Annotated in this window: 26 protein-coding genes; 13 read left to right on the top strand and 13 right to left on the bottom strand. The window is 40.9% G+C overall.

The features are described from left to right. Positions 1-303 precede the first annotated feature (303 nt). From ACSFVZ_RS02105 to ACSFVZ_RS02095, 3 genes are read left to right on the top strand one after another with little or no spacing between them, the layout of a single operon-like run. Positions 304-705, top strand: a complete 402-nt coding sequence (locus tag ACSFVZ_RS02105) for a DUF3019 domain-containing protein (RefSeq protein WP_135925957.1) — start codon at positions 304-306, stop codon at positions 703-705. Further along, complete coding sequence (locus tag ACSFVZ_RS02100) at positions 705-1,391, top strand: response regulator transcription factor (protein WP_135925958.1); 687 nt, start codon at positions 705-707, stop codon at positions 1,389-1,391. The genes ACSFVZ_RS02105 and ACSFVZ_RS02100 overlap by 1 nt, the downstream gene beginning before the upstream one ends. Continuing rightward, the gene (locus ACSFVZ_RS02095) at positions 1,391-2,581 is read left to right on the top strand and encodes an ATP-binding protein (protein ID WP_435557974.1); all 1,191 of its coding nucleotides are present in this window, start codon (positions 1,391-1,393) and stop codon (positions 2,579-2,581) included. Before ACSFVZ_RS02100 ends, ACSFVZ_RS02095 begins: the two co-directional genes overlap by 1 nt. Here ACSFVZ_RS02095 and ACSFVZ_RS02090 read toward each other — a convergent pair. The 5 genes from ACSFVZ_RS02090 to proB form a co-directional block, all read right to left on the bottom strand. After that, the gene (locus ACSFVZ_RS02090; RefSeq protein ID WP_435557973.1) at positions 2,565-3,407 is read right to left on the bottom strand and encodes a MipA/OmpV family protein; all 843 of its coding nucleotides are present in this window, start codon (positions 3,405-3,407) and stop codon (positions 2,565-2,567) included. The two genes, ACSFVZ_RS02095 and ACSFVZ_RS02090, sit on opposite strands and share 17 nt — an antisense overlap. Positions 3,408-3,809: 402 nt before the next feature. Further along, positions 3,810-5,294, bottom strand: coding sequence for a glutamate--tRNA ligase (gene gltX / locus ACSFVZ_RS02085; RefSeq protein ID WP_135925961.1), 1,485 nt, complete (start codon positions 5,292-5,294; stop codon positions 3,810-3,812). 81 nt (positions 5,295-5,375) lie between these two features. Continuing rightward, complete coding sequence (locus ACSFVZ_RS02080; RefSeq protein ID WP_135925962.1) at positions 5,376-5,735, bottom strand: glutathione S-transferase N-terminal domain-containing protein; 360 nt, start codon at positions 5,733-5,735, stop codon at positions 5,376-5,378. A gap of 66 nt (positions 5,736-5,801) precedes the next feature. Further along, positions 5,802-6,683, bottom strand: coding sequence for a GGDEF domain-containing protein (locus ACSFVZ_RS02075; protein WP_435557972.1), 882 nt, complete (start codon positions 6,681-6,683; stop codon positions 5,802-5,804). Positions 6,684-6,837: 154 nt separating this feature from the next. Then, on the bottom strand, positions 6,838-7,941 hold the full coding sequence (gene proB, locus ACSFVZ_RS02070) for a glutamate 5-kinase (protein WP_235383273.1): 1,104 nt from the start codon (positions 7,939-7,941) through the stop codon (positions 6,838-6,840). 122 nt (positions 7,942-8,063) lie between these two features. Between proB and ACSFVZ_RS02065 the strand changes: the two genes are divergently transcribed. Beyond that, entirely contained in the window at positions 8,064-9,011 is a 948-nt protein-coding gene (locus ACSFVZ_RS02065; RefSeq protein WP_235383272.1) for a DMT family transporter, read from the top strand. On the opposite strand, the gene ACSFVZ_RS02060 is transcribed toward ACSFVZ_RS02065, so the two are convergent. The 3 genes from ACSFVZ_RS02060 to pdsO are packed head-to-tail and all read right to left on the bottom strand — an operon-like array spanning position 8,918 to position 12,257. Continuing rightward, entirely contained in the window at positions 8,918-9,505 is a 588-nt protein-coding gene (locus ACSFVZ_RS02060) for a class GN sortase (RefSeq protein WP_235383271.1), read from the bottom strand. The genes ACSFVZ_RS02065 and ACSFVZ_RS02060 overlap by 94 nt on opposite strands. Beyond that, positions 9,493-11,493 carry a marine proteobacterial sortase target protein gene (locus ACSFVZ_RS02055; protein WP_435557971.1) on the bottom strand — a complete coding sequence of 667 codons (2,001 nt, stop codon included), beginning with the start codon at positions 11,491-11,493 and terminating at the stop codon, positions 9,493-9,495. The genes ACSFVZ_RS02060 and ACSFVZ_RS02055 overlap by 13 nt, the downstream gene beginning before the upstream one ends. A gap of 26 nt (positions 11,494-11,519) precedes the next feature. Then, a complete protein-coding gene (pdsO, locus tag ACSFVZ_RS02050; protein WP_063703305.1) occupies positions 11,520-12,257 on the bottom strand; it encodes a sortase-associated OmpA-like protein PdsO in 738 nt (245 codons plus the stop codon). 219 nt (positions 12,258-12,476) lie between these two features. Between pdsO and pdsR the strand changes: the two genes are divergently transcribed. The 4 genes from pdsR to ACSFVZ_RS02030 all read left to right on the top strand — a co-directional run bounded on the left by pdsR (position 12,477) and on the right by ACSFVZ_RS02030 (position 15,835). After that, positions 12,477-13,166, top strand: a complete 690-nt coding sequence (gene pdsR, locus ACSFVZ_RS02045; RefSeq protein WP_063527939.1) for a proteobacterial dedicated sortase system response regulator — start codon at positions 12,477-12,479, stop codon at positions 13,164-13,166. Then, positions 13,166-15,292 (top strand): proteobacterial dedicated sortase system histidine kinase, encoded by a 2,127-nt coding sequence (pdsS, locus tag ACSFVZ_RS02040; protein WP_281546398.1) that lies wholly within the window; start codon positions 13,166-13,168, stop codon positions 15,290-15,292. Before pdsR ends, pdsS begins: the two co-directional genes overlap by 1 nt. Before the next feature lie 112 nt (positions 15,293-15,404). Continuing rightward, positions 15,405-15,575 (top strand): hypothetical protein, encoded by a 171-nt coding sequence (locus ACSFVZ_RS02035; protein WP_158685596.1) that lies wholly within the window; start codon positions 15,405-15,407, stop codon positions 15,573-15,575. A gap of 50 nt (positions 15,576-15,625) precedes the next feature. Further along, positions 15,626-15,835, top strand: a complete 210-nt coding sequence (locus tag ACSFVZ_RS02030; protein ID WP_054551195.1) for a hypothetical protein — start codon at positions 15,626-15,628, stop codon at positions 15,833-15,835. Between the two features lies 1 nt (position 15,836). Here ACSFVZ_RS02030 and ACSFVZ_RS02025 read toward each other — a convergent pair whose 3' ends face one another. From ACSFVZ_RS02025 to ACSFVZ_RS02010, 4 genes are read right to left on the bottom strand one after another with little or no spacing between them, the layout of a single operon-like run. After that, a complete protein-coding gene (locus ACSFVZ_RS02025; protein WP_199526287.1) occupies positions 15,837-16,337 on the bottom strand; it encodes a DUF1543 domain-containing protein in 501 nt (166 codons plus the stop codon). Between the two features lie 8 nt (positions 16,338-16,345). After that, a complete protein-coding gene (locus ACSFVZ_RS02020) occupies positions 16,346-17,689 on the bottom strand; it encodes a sigma 54-interacting transcriptional regulator (protein WP_235383267.1) in 1,344 nt (447 codons plus the stop codon). 2 nt (positions 17,690-17,691) lie between these two features. After that, a complete protein-coding gene (locus tag ACSFVZ_RS02015) occupies positions 17,692-18,219 on the bottom strand; it encodes a hypothetical protein (RefSeq protein WP_235383266.1) in 528 nt (175 codons plus the stop codon). Position 18,220: 1 nt separating this feature from the next. After that, entirely contained in the window at positions 18,221-19,678 is a 1,458-nt protein-coding gene (locus ACSFVZ_RS02010; RefSeq protein ID WP_235383265.1) for a HAMP domain-containing sensor histidine kinase, read from the bottom strand. A gap of 311 nt (positions 19,679-19,989) precedes the next feature. Between ACSFVZ_RS02010 and ACSFVZ_RS02005 the strand changes: the two genes are divergently transcribed. The 5 genes from ACSFVZ_RS02005 to ACSFVZ_RS01985 all read left to right on the top strand — a co-directional run bounded on the left by ACSFVZ_RS02005 (position 19,990) and on the right by ACSFVZ_RS01985 (position 22,910). Then, positions 19,990-20,217, top strand: a complete 228-nt coding sequence (locus ACSFVZ_RS02005; protein ID WP_135925973.1) for an EF-hand domain-containing protein — start codon at positions 19,990-19,992, stop codon at positions 20,215-20,217. Between the two features lie 9 nt (positions 20,218-20,226). Further along, entirely contained in the window at positions 20,227-20,454 is a 228-nt protein-coding gene (locus tag ACSFVZ_RS02000; RefSeq protein WP_135925974.1) for a PLC family EF-hand domain-containing protein, read from the top strand. 251 nt (positions 20,455-20,705) lie between these two features. Beyond that, positions 20,706-20,939 (top strand): EF-hand domain-containing protein, encoded by a 234-nt coding sequence (locus ACSFVZ_RS01995; protein WP_138558372.1) that lies wholly within the window; start codon positions 20,706-20,708, stop codon positions 20,937-20,939. A gap of 4 nt (positions 20,940-20,943) precedes the next feature. Then, the gene (locus ACSFVZ_RS01990) at positions 20,944-21,177 is read left to right on the top strand and encodes an EF-hand domain-containing protein (RefSeq protein WP_135925976.1); all 234 of its coding nucleotides are present in this window, start codon (positions 20,944-20,946) and stop codon (positions 21,175-21,177) included. Between the two features lie 92 nt (positions 21,178-21,269). Continuing rightward, complete coding sequence (locus tag ACSFVZ_RS01985; RefSeq protein ID WP_199526291.1) at positions 21,270-22,910, top strand: amidohydrolase; 1,641 nt, start codon at positions 21,270-21,272, stop codon at positions 22,908-22,910. On the opposite strand, the gene ACSFVZ_RS01980 is transcribed toward ACSFVZ_RS01985, so the two are convergent. Next, complete coding sequence (locus tag ACSFVZ_RS01980) at positions 22,907-23,143, bottom strand: uroporphyrinogen decarboxylase (RefSeq protein WP_235383264.1); 237 nt, start codon at positions 23,141-23,143, stop codon at positions 22,907-22,909. The genes ACSFVZ_RS01985 and ACSFVZ_RS01980 overlap by 4 nt on opposite strands. Between the last annotated feature and the right edge of the window lie 222 nt (positions 23,144-23,365).

Genomic DNA, 23,365 nt, shown 5'->3' with positions numbered 1-23,365 from the left:
ACTTAAACTAGATAAACATTCACTTCTCTTGATAAAACAACACACTAATGAATCAAAATAAATGACTCAATCTGACAAGCTGAATACATCTAAAGCCGTTGATCCCGCTATTTGTAGCTCAAAGAATAAATAAGGTATGATAATTGTGTTTTTTATCGTGTAATCACCATTTAGGTTGTATAAATAATAATTATAATAAGCGGCAAAGATAATTACTCAAATGAGTGCTAGTTGGTTACATCAACGTTCGACGGTTAATGTTACTTTGAAAAAAAGACTTTTAAAAATCAGAGATGTGCGTAAATGATCAAACGATTATATTTGGCATTGCTGCTTTTGTGTTTCTTTTTTTCGTCGCTGTGTTTGAGTGAAGAGTTTTCTAATCAGCCTTTTTTTAAAGTATCTCCCACCGTTTGTGTCACTGAAGCAAAACAAAAAGCATGTGAATTCAAAATACAAGTTCATTTTCGCATCGCCCCTTTTGATGAGTTATGTTTAGAAGTAACTCAACGCCCTCAGTACACCCAGTGCTACACACAAAATGGCCTAATTGTTGAACAGCTCAATATTAAAACAAAGCACCCACTGACTATTAAATTAGTAAACCCACTGAGCAATCAGATTGTAAAAAAACAACTACTTTCAATAGCAAATTACGAAGCTAAAGATTACCGCATAAAACGGCGTTTTGGCTGGAGTTTATAATGCAGCATATTTTTTTAATTGAAGATGATGTGAAACTAGCAAGTTTAATTCAAAAGTTTTTACTAAAACATGGCTACACCATAGATGTGTTTAATACTGCTGAGGCTTATCGCAACAGCGACATCACCTTCATGCCTTCACTCATCATATGTGATGTTATGCTACCGGATGGCAATGGCTTTGAGTTAATTTCTCAGTTGAAAGAAAAGTACAGTTGTCCTGTCATTTTTCTAACAGCACTGGATTCTGTGCAATCACAAATTAAAGGCCTAGATCTCGGAGCCTACGACTATCTTGTCAAGCCTATTAAACCTGAGCTATTGCTGGCAAAAATAAAAACAATCATAGCTCATACCATCGGCCAAGATAGCTTTTCAAATGAGTATGACCTACTTCGGATTGACTCAAAGAAAAGAGATATCTTTTTTAAAGGTAAAGCACTCAACCTAAACGATAGTGAATTCGAGATCATTGCTTATTTGGCTAAAAACAGTCCGCAACCTGTTTCCCGTGAAGTTTTATTTAAACATGTCATTGGTCGTGAATACGACGGGTTAGACCGTGCTATTGACCTTAAAATCAGCCGCTTAAGAAAGAAACTAAAAGAAACGATTAGCGAGCATAAAGAGTCGCTTGATATAAAATCAGTTAGAGGTAAAGGTTACAGCTTGGATATCTCGCATTAATGAAGCAGCAGTTTTTTAAATTATATTTAATCATCACAATGAGTCTAATCGCTTTAGTTCTTGCGTTTGGGCAGCTGTATAATGAATTTTTTTCTGAGCATGAGCCGAGTATACAACTCAGCGTCCATGAGCTTACACAAATCGCCGAACATAAAGATTCACGGATCAGCACCTTAAACCAAAATGAGTTAGTGTTACCAAGTTCTTTACAAACTACTTTCGAAAACGATGGCATTATTAGTGTGGTCGAAAATAATCAACAGTTTGTGTATCTCAAAGGCAGCAATGGAACTATCCAAAAAGTAGGCCCGATCACTTTGATTTCGCAGACCAAAACAGACTGGTTTGCGTTCTTTGCTTTTTACCTATTGCTCGGCGCTATGATCCTAGTGTTTATTCGCCCCGTGTTTCGTGATTTAAGCTCGTTACAGCGCGCAGCGTACCAATTCAGTAAAAAACCGCAGCGGATCGAGCTTGATATTAAGCCTAACTCGTCGATTGCACCGCTTGCTAGTACCTTTACTCACATGTCTGAACGCATTAACAAATTCGTTCAGCTTCATAATGATTTATCACGTATTATTTCTCATGAAATTCGCACTCCCCTTACACGTATGCGGTTTGCTTTATCCATTGCTGACGTAGAACCAGAGCAAAGTAGCCAAATAGAACGCGATATCGATGAGATTGAACTGCGTTTGGAGCAGTATTTATCGTTTGCTCGCTTAGAGCATCAACAAAGTGTATTTAATCAAGATAAAGTTGATTTAACTAAGCTAATCAATTGTGAAATTGCTAAGTTCGATTTGTATAAAGAGCTCCAATTTATTGCAAAGTTAAAAATAGATACTGCATATTGTGAAGCGAGCTTTATGGCTATTGCAGTGCAAAATTTACTGATCAACGCCACAAAATACGCAAAACACACTATCCAAATAAGTAGTGAAGAACAAGCAGCCCATTACTCTATAAGCATTACAGATGATGGCCCCGGCTTACCAATAAATGCCGATGCCTTAATAGAGCCTTTTAAACAAGGTGAAGGTGATAAGCTGGCCAGTGGTTATGGATTAGGACTTTATATAGTCCATCGTATCGCTAGCTGGCATGGCGGTAAAATTAGCTTAGCTAATAGCTCAGAAACTGGCGGGGCGAGGATCACTATTCGCTGGCCTAAAAGTGGTAAGTAATCCCAGTAAAACCTGAAAAATAGCCATTTTTATGGATCATCGTTGAATTAGCTAAGTTACTATCAAGCCAAGTGTGCTTTAATTTGAAATCTAAACTTAGACTATCGTTAATTGGGTATTCGTAGCTAATTTTTACGTAATAATTGATGGCACTTTGTAAGTCATAATCAAATACACGGGTTTTACTTTCTGTAGGTGCAACTGTGTAGTAGTAATCAATGAGCTCTTCATTTTTATAAGTAAGGCCCATTTCAACACCCGCGACTCCTGAAAGCAGCTCAAATGCCTGATAACCATTAAACAAAATTTCGTAGCCATTATGCACAGCGGTTACATCATGCACATATGCTGCGCTAAGCCAGATGTTATCGTATACATTCAATGCAGATGATAAGCCCGCCATGTATGATAGATCACGTTTAATTGGCGTTAAATTTATAGGTGAAGCGGTAGGAATGGTAGGTCGGCCACTGTTTGATCTTATCACACCCACAGCATAGAGCTTATCTATGCCATCTAATTCAAAGAAAAAGCCATCATCGTTAAATCGGCCAAGTAAATCAACGTAAAAACTCTCTGTTTCGATTAAGCTGTAACCTATAGAAAAATCGTCGAAATACCAATTATCACCATAGTAAGCAAAGCTAGGTAAAATAGGTGAAGTAATATCATCAGCATCAAGAACAGGGTTTTCGATTCCCCCATAGCCCAGAGTAATGCTGGCATGAATTGTCGACTTTTTAATTAATTGCGGCTGTTTATCATCAACCTGCGCAAACGCAGTTGATGCAGTTAAACAACATACTAAGCCAAACAATTTATTCATTAACTTGATTCACCTCGATACCATAATTAAAAACAGTTATGGCAACTATATAATACTAACAATAGCCTACTCTTAACGCTTACAGGTGCGATCATATCGTTTGCCTACATTTTTGTATAATTATTTTCCAGTCTACACTGTTAAAAATAGCTTATGATCCCCTATCAATTAAATCTAACATATTGAATGAAATATAAAATAGTATGTACATTTTGCTACATTGGTTTTCAGTTTTTAGTTATTGATTTTGGTTATTTCAGTAGCCAAATATGAGAGCTAACTTCCAAACCTGTTTTGTAAAAGGTATTACATTTAACTCAGCTTGCTTAAAAACCATCTAACCTGTCAATCAAACATAAAAAAACCGAGCATAAAGCTCGGTTTTTGAAAGTTATATTACGATTAAGCTTGCGGATAATCGCGATAGGCACGTTCGATGTTTTTCGCTTGCTTTTTAGACACACCAATATGTGCTAATGCTACACGTAAACGAGCACGTGAAAGGTCTGAACCTAAAATTTCCATTGCATCAAGTACTGATGTTGAAGATGTCTTACCTGTAATAGCCACGAAAATTGGCTCAAGGAAGTCTTTAATCTTCAACTCATGGAAAGTCGCAACTTCTTTTGCGATAGCAAAAATCGCTGGTTTTTCCCAACTGCGTAAACCTTCTAATTGCCAGATGAAGAACTGTAATGCTTGACGGATTACATCTTCATCAGCTTTACCCGCTGTTAATAGCGCAGGATCATAGCTTGGAATGCCACCCACGAAGTGACCGGCAAGGTCAACCATGTCAGAAAGCGTATTAATTCGCGTTTTTGCTTCTGGCAATACTTTGGCGAATAGCTCAGTATTAAATTTCCAATCAACAAAACGTTGCATTAATTCTGCATCAGATAAGTTTTCACGGATCCACATACCGTTTAACCAGCTAAGCTTATCGATGTCGAAAATAGGGCCGCCAAGCGACACACGCTTCATATCGAAGTGCTCAATCATCTCATCTAAAGTGAACTTTTCACGCTCATCTGGCATTGACCAACCCATACGGCCTAAATAGTTTAATAGTGCCTCTGGTAGGTAACCCATTTCTTTATAGTAGTTGATTGAAGTTGGGTTTTTACGCTTCGATAATTTTGACTTATCTGGGTTACGAAGAAGCGGTAAGTGACCAAGTACTGGCGCTTCCCAACCGAAATCTTCATATAACTTTAATAGCTTAGGCGCTGAATTGATCCACTCTTCACCACGGAAAATGTGGCTAATTTGCATGTGATGATCATCAACAACGTTGGCAAGGAAGTAAGTTGGGAAACCGTCAGCTTTAAGTAGCACTTGCATGTCTACATTTTCCCATGGGATCTCAATGTCGCCACGTAGGTAGTCGTTAAACTTAAACGTGCCTTCGCTTGGGATCTTCATACGAATTACGTAAGGCTTACCCGCTTCAAGGTTTGCTTTAATTTCATCTTCAGAAAGGTTTAAACCACGACCATCGTATTTAGGGCGCAGACCTTCGGCCATTTGCTCTTCACGCATTTGATCTAGTTCTTCGCTCGTAGCAAAACAATAAAACGCTTTACCTTGTTCAACGAGTTGATGCGCGAATTTCTTATATAAATCGCTACGCTCAGACTGACGGTATGGACCAAACTCACCGCCAACATCGGGACCGTGATCCCAGTTTAAGCCTAACCATTTCAAGCTATCCATAATAGCTTGCTCTGATTCTGGCGTACTACGAACTTGGTCTGTATCTTCAATACGTAACACAAACTCACCGCCTTGCTGCTTAGCAAAACAGTAGTTAAATAATGCGATGTATGCTGTACCTAGGTGCGGATCACCTGTCGGTGACGGAGCAACACGGGTGCGAATTGTCATGGTTATATCTCTCAAAAGACAATTAAAAAATTTGCCCAAATGCTAGCACAGCACGGGCTATAATCGAAGTGTAAAGCCGCTTTATGCAGCGACTTTATCTAAATAAGCAATGATATCGTTTGATTCATACAGCCAAGTTACTTGGCCGTTTTCTTCAATACGTAAACAAGGCACTTTGATTTTTCCGCCCTGCTCTAAAAGCTCTTGGCGAAATTGCTCGTTACTTTTGGCATCACGAGTTTCAACTGAAAGACCTTGACGCTTAATTGCACGACGAACTTTCACACAAAATGGGCAGGCCTTAAATTGATATAACTTAAATTGTGATGTCACTGAATCAAGCGCCGCTTGCTCAGCAGCCGGACGCTTTTTACTACGTGGCGTGAATACAAAATCAAAAAACAAAATGATGCGGCCTAACAACCAACGAACAAACTTCATCTCACCTTCTCATAGGGTTCTAAAAATAGTGGCCAATTTTAACACAGCAAGAGACGCTGCAACAGGCTAAAACAGCTCTATTGAGTCATCACTGCATTGAGAATCTGGGATATCTAATTCAGAATAGGCTGTAACACAATTTCTGCCTTTGTTTTTTGAGTGATACAAGGCTTGATCGGCTTTTTGCACAAGACTGGCAACCATTTCAAACTCATAAATCGGCATAAAACCGCTACTCACGGTTAAGTTACCCACTTGCGGGAACGGGTATTCGGCAACACATCCGCGAAAACGATTGAGTGCATTACGTGCATCTAACTCGTCGCTTGCTTGAAATAGCACTGCAAACTCTTCACCACCGTAACGAAACACGTAATCTTCAATACGAAAGTTATTTTTTAACAGTTGAGCGACTAACAAAATCACTTCGTCACCGATAACATGACCATAGTTGTCATTCACTTTTTTAAAGTGGTCAATGTCAACAATAGCAAGATACCATTGGCGATGATGGGGATCTAATTCGCTTTGTCCTTTTACAGTAGTTGATGCGATATCGATGACTTTTTTATCAAAAGTTTGCCTGTTGAGTAACTCAGTGAGGGGATCCAATTGTGATTTATAAAGCAGCGCTAGTTGGTTGGCATAAATGTTGAGCATATAAATTGCCAACATACTACATCTCTCTGACAACTCTTTTTCTGACTCAACAACAAGCACGCCAACCACATTACCCATGTAATAAACAGGTATGTAAGTCGAAATAAAGCCATAGTTTCGACTTATACGAATTTTGTTACGGCTAACCTTATCAATAAGTTCATTAACTTCAGACTCAGTAAGCTCTTCTATCAACGAGTCTTTATTTAGTAGACGGGCTGGGAAACCGGGTTTGAAGACTTTGTTAATATAGATTGCATAGCGCGAAAACTCTTCCAATTCGCTCACAGATTTTATAAGCGCCTCGTCAAGTCCAGCCTCTTCTTCTTGTTGCGTAATTTCTACAACCCAGTCATGTCCGCAAGCGTTAGACGCAATCTATAAAGTCCCCAAAACTATATATAACTTTAGTTTAGTTAACTTTATCAGAAATACTAAAAAACTATAACAAAATCATATCATCTCTGTGAATAACTTCACTGCTCGGCGCAAACGCAAGCAACTGGGTGATTTGCGATGAATGGCAACCTTTAATTTGATCAATTTCTTGATGATTAAAATTAACGAGACCTTTAGCAATACACTGGCCTTGACTCGTCACTACTTCAATCACATCACCACGTTCAAATTGCCCTCGCACTGTTTTTACGCCTTTAGCCAAAAGGCTTGCACCACGTTCTTTAAGCGCGGCGCTTGCGCCATCATCAATCACTAATTGTCCGCTACTTTTAGGCCCAGCAAGAAGCCACTTTTTACGGCCATCTTTTGGTGCGGTGAGTTTTAAAAATCGTGTACCTGGGAGCTTATCGGCCATGCAATTTAAAATCACATTTTTGCCAGCGCCTTTGGCAATAATGACTTCAACACCGGCGCGACGTGCAATATCGGCCGCTTGCAGTTTGGTCGCCATACCTCCGGTACCTAGGGTTGTGCCACTGCCACCAGCGAGTTCTCTGAGTTCATCATTAATATGCGTCACTTCATTGATGAGTTTGGCATTCACATCAGAGCGCGGATCACCGGTAAATAAACCTTCTTGGTCAGTTAGCAGTAACAGCTTTTCTGCATTTGCTAAAATTGCGACTAAAGCAGATAAGTTATCGTTATCGCCGACTTTAATTTCGGCGGTGGCCACGGCGTCGTTCTCGTTAATAATTGGTACCACATTATGAGCGAGTAGCGCATTTAAGGTATCGCGGGCATTTAAGTAACGTTCACGGTCTTCCACATCGGCGCGGGTCAAGAGCATTTGCCCAACATTCACTCCATACAAAGCAAACAAGCTCTGCCAAATATGAATAAGCTGCCCTTGGCCGATAGCGGCAAGCATTTGTTTTTCAATCAAAGAACGACCACAGGGGGTAATGAGTTGCTCGCGACCTGCAGCAACCGCGCCGCTTGATACTAAAACAACCTGATAACCCTGTTTTTTTAATTCACAACATTGGCGAACAAGTTCAACCATGTGTGCTTTATCTAATTTGTCGGTACCGCCTGTCAGCACGCTTGTGCCCAGCTTTACAACAACGACGTGTGGCCTTTGCATTTGATTCTTATATTCTGTAATTAAAATAGAGAATTTATATATACCAGCTAACAGTTTTTGAACAAGTTAAAAAAATTCATGCTAGGATCGCGCTCTCGTTTTTTTACTCAATAGCGACACCTATGCCAGCCAGTTTATGCTTAATTATTGCGACCTTTTTATGGGGTAGCTCATACATTGCTTTAAAGCATGCAATCAATGTTTATGATCCCGTATTAGTCATTTTTTTAAGAATGCTAACCACATTATTGATTAGCTTATGTTTATGGCGCTATGTGATCCGCTTTGAGTTCAAACAAGGTGACTGGAAGTATTTAATTGGTATGTCACTGGCTGAGCCTTGTTTTTATTATTTATTTGAAGGGCATGCTCTTGAATATACTTCGGCATCGCAAGCTGGGGTAATTGTCTCTTGTTTACCAATTATCGTCGCTATTTTGGCGTTCTTAATATTAAAAGAGTACATCAGTAAAGCCATCGTCGTTGGTTTTACCTTGTGTATTGGTGGCAGTATTTTATTAACGCTATTATCACCAAGCACAGAGCAAGCCCCTAACCCACTGCTTGGTAACTTTTTAGAGTTGATGGCGATGGTGTGCGCCGCCTTTTATACCGTCAGTGTAAAGCACTTAGTGACCCGCTATTCACCACTTACTTTAATTGCAATTCAAGGGTTTAGTGGTAGTTTGTTCTTTGCGCCTTTTTTATTTTTCATCGAACTACCCAGCGAAAATCAACACGATTTAAGTGCCCTATTGAGCATTTTATATTTAGGCTCATGTGTCACTTTAGGCGGCTATGGCATGTACAACTACGCCATCAGTAAGGTGTCGGTATTAACCGCTGCTGCTTACTCAAACCTCATTCCAATTTTTGCGTTAATTTTGTCAGCCATTCTACTTGGCGAAGTACTCACACTTTGGCAATGGGTGAGTATCGCAGTGGTATTCGCCGGTGTTATTGTTAGTCAACGTCATCAAGAGCTGAAAGTTGACGTAGACGACGATAATTTATCAGCCGACACCAATAGCCTAAACTCAGTCCCGGAAGCTAACGAGTCAAAAGGGTAACAGGTTAATAAATACAGGCCTGATTGTGCTAAAAAGCCCTGTTCGCTTTGATGAATAACATCAATGCTGCGAACTTGATAATGTTCAATCTGGCCATTTTGCAACTGCATAGAGAACTGCTCACCCACTGCAACATGTTTTAGAAATGCAAAGTGGGTGTCGTTATGACCAGCTATTAACACCCCTTTTGAGCTGCCAAGTTCACCGCTTGGCAAAAAATGCCCCGGGGCAAACGCGAGGTTTCGCCCCGACGCACCGGCAAGTACAGTCAATTCTTGCTGCTGGCTTGGCCAATTTATGTGTGCAGTGACATAACCATCGGCGTAAAACCAAGGCCTCACTTGCTCATTAGGACTTTGCAAAGCTTGCTGCCAAGCAGACTCAATCAATGCCTGTGCAAGCCAAGCTTTCGCCTGCATATAACCGCCATTAACAAATAGTGCGATACCAAGTAAGGCGCTGCATAATGGCAGCGCTTTTTTTAGCGTCGCCATTGCCATAACCACGAGAAAGAAAGCAACAACAACCCAAGTAGCATAAACACCCGGCTTTGTCCGTCGGTTTGCGGTAGCGTCATGCCGTTAGGAAGTTTATTTCGTACTTGCATTGAACGCTCTGCAATTTCATTATCCGCATAGTTATCAACTGCAATAAAGGCCGTAAAAGGGCTAAGTAAATGATGCTGAAGTGCTAATGTCTCGACTTCTGCGCGTACCGCCTGTTTTTCGTTATAAAGCAGCAGCGATTTAATTTTTTGTCTGGCCCAGAGTCTAGCGATACCTTCGCCTTGTGCAGCATTGGCGGTTGCTAAATTAATGGTGAGTGGCCCTGTGTTTGTTTGCCCTTTTAACGTTAAGTGCTGACTGCCATCAAGCTTTACGGCAACCAAAACCGGCTCTGAAAAATACAAGTCAGGTAATGGCGATGGCCAATACTCAAGGGCTGCTTTGTCGCCTTCAAGAGCAAGCTCAGTAACTGCTGGATGCGCCAGCTTATCAAAAAGTAGCTGCATTTTGGGCTGGACTTGGTTGGTACTACTAATAAAAGTGAATGTACCACGGCCAATATCGGCAGCTCTGGTCATAAAAAAGCTATTAGGCGCGCTACCAATACCGACGGTAAAGAGCCTGCTGTCACCTAAATCTGTTTGAATTTGTTTAAATAGCTGCGTTTCGTTACCCACACTGCCATCGGTTAAAAACACCACTTGGCGTACAAAACCATCATGCTGTTTACCATCAAGTACCTGAGTCAGTGCTTTTGCGATTTCGGTGCCGCCATCTGCTTGTAAACCATAAATAAAGCGCTCTGCACGACGAATGTTAAAGTCACTGGCAATCATTGGTATATCACTTAATACCGACACTTCGTTATCAAAGCCGATGATGTTAAAACTGTCATTTTCATCCAATAACGAAAGGGCATAAAACAAGGCTTGTTTGGCCTGCTCCATAGATTGACCATGCATTGAGCCGGAGGTATCTACAACAAACACCATTTCACGAGGAAGACGAGCTTGCGAGGTAAAGTGATCGCTTGGCGGTACTAACATCAGTAAACCATATTCTTGCCCTGCTACTGTTTCGGTAAAAAATGCAGCCTGAGAGTGAGCTTTATCAAGGGGTTTAAATGTCAGCTCAAAGTCTCTATCCATAGGAACATCACGATTAAGTGATAATTGATAGCGACCAAAACTTGGATTATCGATTTGCATGCCCGCTAAATTAGCGCTGATATCACTGAGTTCAAGGCCAATATCCATCGCAATTGCAAGGTTTAGGCTCGCATCAGACTCTTGGCTTTGTGTACGATGAAAAACAGGCTTTAGCCACGCTGATGCCACTTGAGCTGTGTTAGCTGTTGCGTCGTTCTGTTGTTCAGTGCCTTTTGTTTCTAGATTCGCTTTTTGCTGTAGTTCTGCCGTTAAAGGTTCGTAGCGCGGCGTAATAGTGGTTGGAAAACGCAGTGAAAACACACCATCTCGAAAACCGATTATCTCTTGGTATTGCAAGGTAATTTCAATCTCTTCCCCTGCTCCAAGGTTTGCCACATCAGTAGAGAAAATATTCGCACGTTGCTGACGAACTAAAGCGGCGCGTTTACCCTGTTTTTGAGCTTGCTCAAATTGCTGTTCAGCCTGCTGTTTAAGGGCAATGTTACCGGTGATAATGCGCTCACCTATTTGCATTTGCATGGCATGAACAGCACTTTCATCAGGTAACGGAAACACATAACGGGCATTTACTGCAAACGGGTGCGGGTTTTGATAACGTTGTTTAACAACAACATGATTAATAAGCCCAGTGAGCGTCATAGTGACATCGTTTTTCACTAATAAACCCGAAGACACTTGGCTATTTGAATCATCATAAAATCGCAGTTCGGCACTGGCATTGGCTGCAAATGCAGGGTTAACTGCATAACCTAATAAGAGGATAAAAAGGCTCCCAAAAAGGAGCCTTTTGGTACGGTTACTCAACATAATATGTCACTCCATCGACAGATGAATTAGTGGTTACTTTGCGCTGTGCGTAAGCTGCTTTGTGACACAGGGCGTGTCGTTAAGGTTACGCGGCGATCAAACACGTTGTCTTCGTAGTTATTTGAATCGGCAACACTTTGCTGCTCACCAAAGGCAGTTGCGGTTAAGCGGGTATGAGGTACGCCTTGTTTAATTAAGTAGCTTTGCACTGCATTTACACGTTGTTTTGAAAGCATTAAATTAGCCAACTCATCACCACGCTGATCTGCAAAGCCATTTAAGTCGATAGCCAGATTTGGCTGGGCAATCAGTAACTGCGCGACCTTGTCGAGTTGATTAGCAAAGTGTGGGGCTATTTCGCTAGAGCCGGTTTTAAACTGTACCGTCATCGCCAATAAGGTGTTCAATTGGGCTTGTAGTAACTGCTCTTTTTCGTCAGCTAATAGTTCAAGCTGCTCACTTAGGGCTGCGTTATCAGCAATCACTTGTTGGTAATCAGCGGTTTGCTCTTTCATTACAACTAATGCGTGGGCTTGTTCATCAATAGTGTTGTCTGCCGCTTCTTTTTCGCCAATTAAGCCACCAGCAAACGCGCCAATAAATGCACCCACTGGGCCGCCGACTATGCCGCCAACAAGGGCACCTGCACCTAAGCCAATAGCTGTTTCTTTTGGTGTTTCTTGTTTAGTTTGACTCGCAGCGTCTGCAAAAGGGGCTACAGATACAGCAGATGTGATAACAGCGGCAATAATTAATTTTTTCATGGTTTAATCCTTTTTCTACTTAATTGCTTGGCAACATTGGTTGGTGTTGCGAACTTGGTATGGAGCTATTAAAACAAGTCGAAATGGCAATAAAGGGGATCAAAAAAGGCAAACTGCTGAGCAATTGTGGCAGAAAAATGGCAATCGCGTTTTTGCCAGTACGCAAGGCAAAAAATTAGGTATAGTTCGCTATAGAAAGAATTTAAGTAAGTATTAACAATGAAGAAAATAGCAATCGTTGAAGATGAAACAGCAATCCGCGAAAACTACACAGAAATGCTCAGTGCTCAGGGCTATCAGGTTGTAGGCTTTGCTGACAGAGCCAGTGCTGAACTGGCATTTAGTCAATCTTTACCAGATTTAGCCATTGTTGATATTGGCCTTGGCCATGAAGTGGATGGTGGTTTTTTACTTTGCCAAACATTACGCAGTCTTTCTAAAACCTTACCGATTATATTTTTAACCGCCCGCGATAGCGAAATTGATACCGTATGCGGTCTGCGCATGGGAGCCGACGATTACTTAACCAAAGACATCAGTATGGCGCATCTTGCTGCTCGCATTGGTGCCTTGTTTAGACGCCTTGATGCCTTCGATCAACCCGCCGATCAAACCGCTCTTTTGCATCGCGGCCCATTAAAGTTAGATACCCAGCGCATGCAGGTGTTTTGGCAAGAGCAACTGGTTGATTTAACCGTGACAGAGTTTTGGATGGTGCATTCACTTGCGCAGCGTCCAGGCCATGTTAAAAGCCGCAACGAATTAATGAGTGATGCGAAAATTTATGTTGATGACAGCACCATTACCTCGCATGTAAAACGCATTCGTAAAAAGTTTATTGCTTTAGATGATGCATTTGACTGCATTGATACCGTTTACGGTATGGGTTATCGCTGGGAGCAAGCTTAATGCTGCGTTTGGGGCTTAGAACAAAGTTTATTTTCTTATCCTGCTTTTTATTTTTATTGCCTTGGCTTGGCTATGAGTATGTTTGGGAAATGGAAAAGTTCTTAAGACAAGGGCAAGAAAAAACCTTAGTGGGCACCACTCGTGCACTCGCTACCGCATTACATGAACGCCCTGCTTTGTTTGACTCGCAAACCAACTTTTTAGATCAAGTTGTAAAAGGTCGAGATTTATACGCCTATAACCTAAATAACCCGATTCAACTTGATGGTAAATTGTCGGAGTGGCAGCCTTATCAAAGCTTATTTTGGCATTACGACAAGCGCTACTTACAGGGGTTAAGTAATGATCATCAACCAAGTGATCTAAGTTTTGATCACATGGTAGGCAAATACGAAAACTACCTTTATGCGGCATTTAAAGTCACTGATAGCTCACTGGTGTATCGTGCTAAAAATGTGCTCAGCTTTACCCGTAATGATCACTTACAGATCATGTTAAAAACACCTGAAGGTGAGTTTAAAAGTTATGTGGTGGCCGCCCGTCAAGATGGCTGGGTCAATGCTTTTGATGCCAAAACACAAGAGCCGGTCACGAAAATCCAAGGCTACTTTAAAAGCACCGACACGGGTTACAACATAGAGCTGCGTTTTCCGCTTTCTATGTTAGGTAATAAGCTCGGTTTTGCTATTGAAGACTGGGATGAAGACAAGGTTGAGCCTCAGCTTATGTCGACTTCAAACCTGCAAAATCCCAATGATATCGGCTCTGTTTTGGTGCCTTCGCCAGAAATTAACCGTATTTTGAAAGGCATGGGCCACAGTGGTAGTCGAATTTGGGTCGTCGATAACCATCATCGTGTACTTGCGCAATCAGGCTCAATTCATCATGCCGATGGCGTGTGGGCAGACGGCCTAAAAGAGGAGCCCGCAACAACCTGGTGGCAACGCTTTGAGCAAGATTACTTACACCCACTTTACTATAAAATTTTAACTCGCCCAGAAAATGAGTTTATTGATACCTTACATGATGTCGCAGCGATGCAAGGTACTCACATAGCCAGTGCTTTAAATGGGAAACCTGCATCATCATGGCGCTTAACTCCAGATAACAAAGCCGTTATTTTATCGGCGGCCTACCCTATTTGGATCCAAGATAAAGTCATTGGTGCAGTAATCGCAGAAGAAACCACCAACGGTGTGCGCACCCTACGTAATAAATCGTTAGAGAAGCTCTTTAATGTCATTTTAGCGGTGATGCTTGTTGGCACTGTGACACTGTTCTTTTTTGCTTCTAGAATTTCTAGCCGTATTCGCCGCTTACGTGACAATGCCGAGCAAGCTATTGATGCTCAAGGGCGGATCACCGGCAAAATTACTTATGCCGATTCGAATGACGAAATTGGCGACCTTTCTCGCAGTTTTGCTAACATTGTTAGTCGCTTAAGTGGTTATACTGATTACTTAGAAAATATGTCATCGCGACTCTCCCATGAACTTCGTACACCAGTTGCTGTTGTGCGGTCATCGCTTGAAAACCTACAAATGCAGCCGCAATCTGAACTGAGTCAAAAATACCTCGACCGTGCCAGTGAAGGGGTTGAGCGGTTAGGTAAAATTATTACCACCATGAGTGAAGCAACGCGCCTTGAACAAAGTATTCAAAATGCCGAGGCAGAAGAGTTTGACCTGACCAAGGTGATCACCGGCTGCATGCAGGGCTATCAAATAACCTATGGTGAAAGTCTATTTACCTTGTCGCTTGATAAAGAGCCGTTAAATGTCAGCGGCGCACCAGAATTTATTGCGCAATTACTCGATAAGCTCATCAACAATGCACTTGAGTTTAAAACCCCGCAAAGCACAATTTCCGTGAGTTTAACCAAGCAAGATCAACACGCAGTACTAACAATTAGCAACCAAGGTCCTCTATTACCTGATGGATTAGTTGAACATATTTTCGACTCAATGGTCTCAGTGAGAAGTCAGCAACATCAGCAGCAGCCCCACTTGGGTTTAGGTCTTTATATTGTAAGGCTTATTTGCGATTACCATCACGGTAAAGTATTAGCAGAAAATTTAGATGATGGCACAGGTGTTGTGTTTACTGTGGAACTGCCTATTAAATAAGCACATTTGCGTTACATATGATTACAGTTTAGTGGCGCGATATTCACCGATAATTCAGATTACAGGACGTAACATTTGTAATACAAAAGGCAAATTATTTTTGGAGGGCATCATGCGATCTGGATTACAACGTGAAGAGATTGAGTTCATTATGGGGCTATTTAGCTATAATGAAACAACCGATAAACCAGCGGCTCCAAAAAAGCAGCCTGTAAAAGCTGACACCAAAAAAGTTGATACAGCGCAATATAAAGCAAACTACAAAGCAACTTATTTGACCTAGCTAAGGGTAGCTCATTACAATGGCGCACCTTTGGAATATAACGCCTTGTAATGAAAAAACACTCACCTAAAAAAGAACTGATTTTACTGCCCGTTTTGTTCGTGGCTATTTTACTTTGTGTTGCAGGTCACTTCCTACTCCAGCCTAACTACCAAGACAGCCATACCGTTGAGTATTTACTCGCTGCACTGCCATTTGCCTTATTTGGGTTGGTGATTATCGCCTTTAAAGTTGCCAGTAAAAACGATAACCAAGAATAGCTTAAAGCACGTGATAGCCAAACCAATCGGGCTTCATTGCTTGTGCTTGCCCGCTTGGCGTTAATTTGATTGATAAGTTGCTATCTAACAAATCAATCGCAAAACAATCGTCTACATCGTGTAAATCATCTTTATGAAGATGAGTCATTCCAGCCAATAAAGACTCTTTAGCGCGTTGCTTTGCTTCTTCACTGCTACGCGCAACGTACAATGCAAAATCATGTTGTTCAGCAAGGCTATCTGCTCGGTAAGCACCTAAATTTACAAAGTATAGTTTTTCAGCTTGGTGATGCTGGGTATCAACCACTTCGACCTGATAGCCATCAATATGCTGAATTTGCATATAGCTATCCATGTGCACATTGCTTTTATCACCCACCCATTGTGCTTTAAGTTTTGAATAGGTTTGTTCAATGTTATCGCCTACGACAAATCGAACGTCGTGCATTTCAATGTGGCAACCTTGAATACGACCGCCCAGATAGACTAAAAAAAGCGCCATGTTTTTCCTTATATTAAGCTTTCAACATTAATGTTGTGCTTTTTAATTAATTTATAAAAATCTGAGCGATTACGTTTCGCAAGTTTTGCGGCTTCGGCAACATTACCTGCTGACATCTTTAGCGTATTAATTAAATAATCTCGCTCAAATTCTTTTTTTGCATCATTTAACGAAAGCGGTTCAGCAATACTAATATTACTGTTTAATGCACTCTCTACCAACTGAGCTGCAATCACTTTACCCGGTGTAAGAGCTACTACCTGCTCAATCACATTCTGTAATTGACGAATATTACCCGGCCAGTCATAGCGAACCAGTGCATGCATCGCATCGTTGGCAAACTGCTTTTGCTCTTGCCCCATACGTTTAGCAATAAGACCTGCAAAATGCTGTGCTAGCAAACTAATATCTTCTCGGCGTTCACAAAGCGGAGGCAGTTTTAAGTTCACCACGTTTAATCGGTAATATAAATCTTCACGGAACTGCTGATTATTGATTGCCTCAGGGAGGTTCTTATGGGTCGCCGACACCACTCGCACATCAATTGGGATCTCTTCTTGAAAGCCCACAGGACGAATGGTTTTCTCTTGTAAAACCCTCAGCAGTTTTACTTGTAAATTTAGCGGCATATCACCAATTTCGTCTAGAAAAAGGGTACCACCTTGTGCTTGTTGAAACAAACCTTGATGGTCTTTTACTGCACCTGTAAACGCGCCTTTTTTATGCCCAAATAATTCCGACTCTAAAAGCTCCCCCGGCACAGCGCCGCAGTTAATTGCCACAAATGGCCCGTCACTAACATGGCTGTGTTGATGTATTGCTTGTGCAAGCAACTCTTTACCTGTGCCGCTGGCACCAGAGATCAACACATTCACTTGCGTTGGACCAAGCAATCTAACTTGTTCAAGTAAATGCAACATCGCCCCGCTACGGGTGACAATATTAGTTTGTGTCGGTGTTTCATCACCGTGTACACCATGAATTTCGATAGCTTTAGCAAGGCTGTCGAACAGCTCATCTTTATCTACAGGCTTGGTAATAAACGCAAATATACCTTGTTTAGTTGCCTCAACTGCATCAGGTATCGAACCATGTGCTGTCATCATAATCACCGGCATTGAAGGATAACGACTTTGTAGCTGACGGTGCAAAGCCATGCCGTCCATTTCATCCATTCTTAAGTCGGTGATCACCGCATCATAGGTTTGATTTTTTAACGCTTGTAACGCCTCAATACCACTTTCGACTGTGCTTACCTGATAGCCTTTAGATTCAATCCGAATAGCCAGTAATTTTAATAAGCTGGCATCATCATCAACTAATAAAACCCGTGGTTTTGTTTCTTCACTCATGATTACTGCTCCTTGGTTTCTTCACGTAGCAGAAGTTGTTGTTCGATAGTCGCAAGCGACGACAAGGTTTTTTCCATTTCATCACTTAGCGCTTGCTTTGCTTGTTTTGCTGCTAAGCTTTGCTGTAAATGTTGCTTTTGCAACCAAAGATACTGCTTTATATCGTCAGGCCAGTAATAGGCGTGATCGCTTTTTTCAAGTTGAGCAAGTGCTTTTTCAGGTTCTGTAGCACTTAACAAACACATTGATTTAAAAAGGCTTTTCAATTCATTCTCACCGACAAAATTTAGCTTTGACGTACTAGCTTTATAACCACCACACTGTGCTGCATGCCAAGCAATCACAGTACTTGCTGGCGGGTAGTTTGGCTCGCTTTTCGGGCGCGGTTTAGGATTAGGTTTTCCTTGCGATGCGACCTGATTATTTTCTGTCTTCACCTCTGCTACGGGCTTCTTTTGCGTTAATGTACAGCCCGTGATAAGCATCGAGCATGCAATGAGGATAAAACTGGCTTTATGTGCTAAGCCCATGTCAGTTAACTCCTTGGGTTAATTGAATTGGTAATTCGGCGGTAAAAACACACCCTTGAGGTTCGTTATCTGTAATAGAGAGTTTGCCATTTAATTGCTCTACGGTTTCTTTAACAATTGTGAGACCTAAGCCACTGCCCATCTCGCTCTGCTGTTTTGCATTTTTGCCTTGATAAAACGCACCAAATACCGCGGCCTTTTCGGAATCATCAATTCCATGTCCTTGATCAATAACACTGATAATAAGTTTGCCATGTTTGAAATTCGCTTTAATCGTGACACAGCCTTGTTCAGGCGAAAACTTGATTGCATTAGAAGTGAGTTGGATCAAGATCATTTCTAGTAACTCAATTGAAATATAAAGTGCTTTTTTAGGCAGCTCATCAACCCATAACAGTGATTGTTCACGTGCAACTAGACGATGTTCAAAGTGACGCTCAATCTTATCTTTTATGGCGGCAAAACTAAGCTCAGTCACTGTCTCTTTACTAGTACGAATCGCATTATAACTAAGTAAACTTTCTATCATTGCTCTAAGTCGCACCATGCTTTGGGTGATTAGCTCAAGGACTGCTTTTTGTTCATCATTAATAGGGCCAACAATTTCATCTGTTAATAGATCAGTTCCTTCAACCATTGAAGCAAGTGGGGTCTTTAACTCATGAGTTACATGACGTAAAAATGTATCTTTTTGCTGCTCAAGCATATGTAGCTGCGCTTGAACCCATTCAAGTTTGTTGCCAAGTTCAACTAACTCAGACGAGCCTCGGACATTTATTTTTTGCTGCCAATGGCCTTGACCTAGCTTATCAATCACGCTCGTTAGCTCTCGTAGACGACCACTGATCCGCCATAAAAACCCTCCGCCTACGAGTAGAGTCAAAGGAATAAGTGCTACTAACCAGTTAATAAAAGATGTTTGCAATGCTTTTAATTGCTGCTGGTTTTTAGTTATACGTAATTCGTTTTGCTCTCTAAGCCAATTGGTTTGCTCACTAATTAACTTACTTGCGGGGGCAAATAACTCACCATCTTGCTTTTGTTCAAATAAAAGATGCTGCTGTGCAAATTGCAGTACCTCAGCTAATTGACGCCACTGCAAAATATAATCAGCCGTAGGACTTAAAAAGATCAGTTCATCAATACGCTGAATTGATGAACTCCACTTATTTTCAATTAATGTATCTAAAGATTCACTCTTGAGTACCCAATTTTGCCGCGTTGCTCTTTCAAGGCTATTTAAGTCTTGCTTTAAATTGTTAAATACCTTAGTGATTTCATCATTATCACCCACAATTTCTTGCGTAACAGCCAGCTGTTTATTCAGTGCGTTTAAAAACAAAATCACCACTAAACACAATGGTAATAAGGAAAGTAAAATACTACATACAAACTGACCAATTAGGCTTGGTCGCCAGCTTAAACACTGTTTGCACTTAATTACTATGCTACTTTGCATACTTACCCTCATAAGAAACGCTGGCATTCATTATTCGTGAATGAACTTAGACACTCGCTGAATCCGAACTGAAAAAAGACAACTTACTGCCTAAATCAGGCGCAACGTTGCTATTTTGCAACAACACAACCAATTGAAAATTAAGATAAAAAAATAAAAACCAATAATTACGTTGCAAAAAAGACACATTACTCTGTAACTATTTCGTACCCAATAACAGCAAAATAACATAAATCATTGATAAAAAAGAAGAATAAAAGTTGGCACTGTTATTGTATTAGCACTTACAAATAAGTTTATTAGGACAGCAAATGAAAACGAGGACCTACACACTAGCCGTGCTGTTGAGTGTAATTTCAATGAGCAGTAATGCATTTGATTTAAAAGATACATTCAATGAATTAGATAAAGATAGCAATGGTTTTTTGAGTGATGCTGAAGCATCTGAAGACGCTTTATTACATGGAAACTTCACTCAAATTGATAGCAATCAAGATGGTCAAATTTCATTTGCAGAGTTTAAATCATTTATTAATTAGGAGTGTGTGATGAAACAACTTTTTGCAGCATTCTCGTTGATGTTTTTAGTTATCAGTGCCACCGTTTTAGCATCGCAAATGGATGTGCGTTTTGCGAAATTTGATACCAATGCCGATGGCGAAATTTCATTAACAGAAGCAACCAAACACGATAACTTACTTAAGCAATTTGCCGATCTGGATGAAAACGGCGATCAAGTTCTGTCTGAACAAGAGTTTGAGAAATTCAAACCTTAACGGCTTAAAGTGCTTGCCATAATCCCAGAGGGAATGTGTAAACGGATTTAAATTTTGGGACTTAAATTATGGCAAGCACTTTTACCAAAGCGTGTTGACCTTTGTGGATTAAAATTTGTTCACTCTGGGGACGATTCAATCGTGGCGCGAGATTTGTAACCTAGTGGGCTAAGTAAAAATCGAGCAACAAAGAGTTAATCGCCCCTAGGAAGAACCCGAAGGGCAGCGCGCCCTAATAAAGGAGAGTAATTATGAGAATTTTCTGGCTTGCTTCATGTACCTTAATTACTATAAGCTTCAACAGCTTAGCATTGGATGTAAAACAGCGCTTTGATCACCTAGATAAAGATAAAAACGGCTTTTTATCTTTGGAAGAACTTTCATCTCAACCGCATTTAAAAAAGCATATGGCGCAGTGGGATGAAAATAAAGATCAACAAATATCGCTTCTTGAATTTAAACACTACTTAACAAATAAGAGTTAAAGCAATGTCAAAATTAACCTTTGCCAGCCTCGCAATGTGTTGCGTATTTAGTACAATCAGTGTCGCTGCAGATAGTATTGGTGAAAAATTTAAACAACTAGACCGTAATGAAGATGGCTTCTTGAGCCGCTCAGAATCTGCTCGAGATCCAGCTTTATGGTCTCGGTTTAGTAATTACGATAATAATAAAGATAACAAGCTATCTCTCTCAGAATACAAGGCTTATGCCAGTAAATAGCCGTTATTTTTAGTCGAAATTTTCTTCTGTGAGTTGCAGTTTACTGCAACTCTGATACTGTTTTCATACATTAAAAAAATAATTAAAAGATTATGAAACTTATCATCAGCCTACTGGCAACAGCTTCACTGAGTTGTTTTGCCAACACCACAGTTATCTACAATGTAAATGGTTATACACCAACCTACCAAGGTGAAACCCAACACTTTTCAGCACTGGTTTTTAAAGACGGTAAAGTCGTAAAAACTGGCGATGACTCAATTAAAAAAAGCTTCCCTGACGCTACCACTATTGATGGCAAACAAGCCACTCTTTTACCTGGTTTAGTCGATGCTCATGGTCATGTGATTGGTTTAGGTAATAATCTGTCTCAACTTGATGTCAGAAATACCCGTTCAGCAGATGAGGTTGGCAAAATGCTGGCTGAATTTGCTAAAGATAAACAAGGCTGGATCATTGGCCGCGGCTGGAACCAAGAACAATGGCCCGGCGGACAGTTTCCAACCGCTGCTGATTTAGACAAATATGTAAAAGATAAACCCGTGGTACTTTCTCGGGTTGACGGCCATGCGGTCTGGGTTAACTCAAAAGCAATAGAATTAGCTGGGATATCTGCAGCCACCGATTCACCTGCTGGGGGAGAAATCATCAAACTGACTTCAGGTGAGCCATCAGGCGTATTTATTGATAAAGCCGAAACGCTTATTACAAAGCATGTACCAAAAGTAAGCCATGCCAGCATTAATACAGCATTAGACAATGCTGGTGAGCATTTACTAAGTTTGGGGATCACCTCAACCCATGATGCTGGTATCGATTATGATACATGGCAAGTATATAAGCAGCGTTCTGAGCAAAATACCCTGCCAGTTAGAATCGTCGCCATGCTTAGTGCCGCCGATCCTAAGCTAGAAGCCATGCTTAAAGCTGGTCGTTATAAAGATATGAACGACATGCTGTCTATTCGCAGTGTCAAAGTATACGCTGACGGTGCCTTGGGTAGTCGGGGTGCCGCTCTAATCGAAGAGTATGCAGATCGTAAAAATCATCATGGCTTAATGCTTGAAACCCAAGAGAAACTTGAACAATTATTTAACCTGAGTTTTGCTCATGGCTTTAGTGCGAACACCCACGCCATTGGTGATAAAGCCAACCATGTAGTGTTAGATGCTTACGAAAATGTGTTTAAAAAATCAGGAGGCATTTTACTGCGTAACCGCATTGAACATGCACAAATTGTTGCCCCTGATGACATTCCTCGCTTTAAGACACTAAAAATTATTCCATCAATGCAACCCGTTCATGCAACCTCTGATATGCATATGGCTGAGCAGCGTTTAACTGAGAAACAACTTGAAGGGGCTTACGCTTGGAAAACCTTTTTAGCGCAAGGTTCAGTAATTGCAGCGGGTTCTGATTTTCCTGTAGAGCTTGCCGACCCATTTGATGGTTTATATTCAGCCATTACACGAATGGATCACAATCAACAGCCTGAAGGCGGCTGGCGTCCTCAAGAATTATTATCTCGCGATGAAGCGCTGCGTGCTTTTACTTTAGGTGGTGCTTATGCCGCACATCAAGAGTTTAAAGTTGGTAGCTTAGAGCAAGGCAAATGGGCTGACTTTATTATGATTGATAAAGACTATTACAAGGTGCCTGTATCAGAAATTCACGATATTAGCGTTACTCAAACTTGGATTGCAGGCGAGCTTAAATATAAAAAAGAGGATTAAGGGTTTTTAGCGTCAGTTTTTTGCTGACGCTTTAACTTTATGATGTGGTAAATATTTACAAATGCCAGTAAGCCATTGGTGAAGGCCACCGGAACGGCACCAATTGCAAGACCATAAAAGGTAAAAGCAATACAGCCTGCTAGGTTGAACCAGCGGAGCTTTACCACATCACTCATCGTCAAAGAAGCAACTAACAGTGCAGATGCTAAATAGCCTAAATATTCCCAACTCAATTGTTCTCTCCTAGGCTTTAGGTTAGCATTGGGGCTTGTCATTTTTTTTGACGCACTCAGTGCTACTTTGACAATAAATAAAAAAGCTAACCTACTAAAAACCTTGTAAAGCTTAAGAAATCATCTTAGCTTTAAAATCATTACACGGGAAATGAAGGTATCAGTAACGTGTATCACCTTACTAGTAAGTTAGCATAAATTCTTTGAATCTTAATGCTAGCG

It is taken from the genome of Pseudoalteromonas nanhaiensis (assembly GCF_051235485.1).
In the GTDB taxonomy this organism is placed as follows: Bacteria; Pseudomonadota; Gammaproteobacteria; order Enterobacterales; family Alteromonadaceae; genus Pseudoalteromonas; species Pseudoalteromonas lipolytica_C.
Note: the sequence above shows the minus strand (reverse complement) of the source record. Positions and strands in the feature narration are given on the sequence as shown.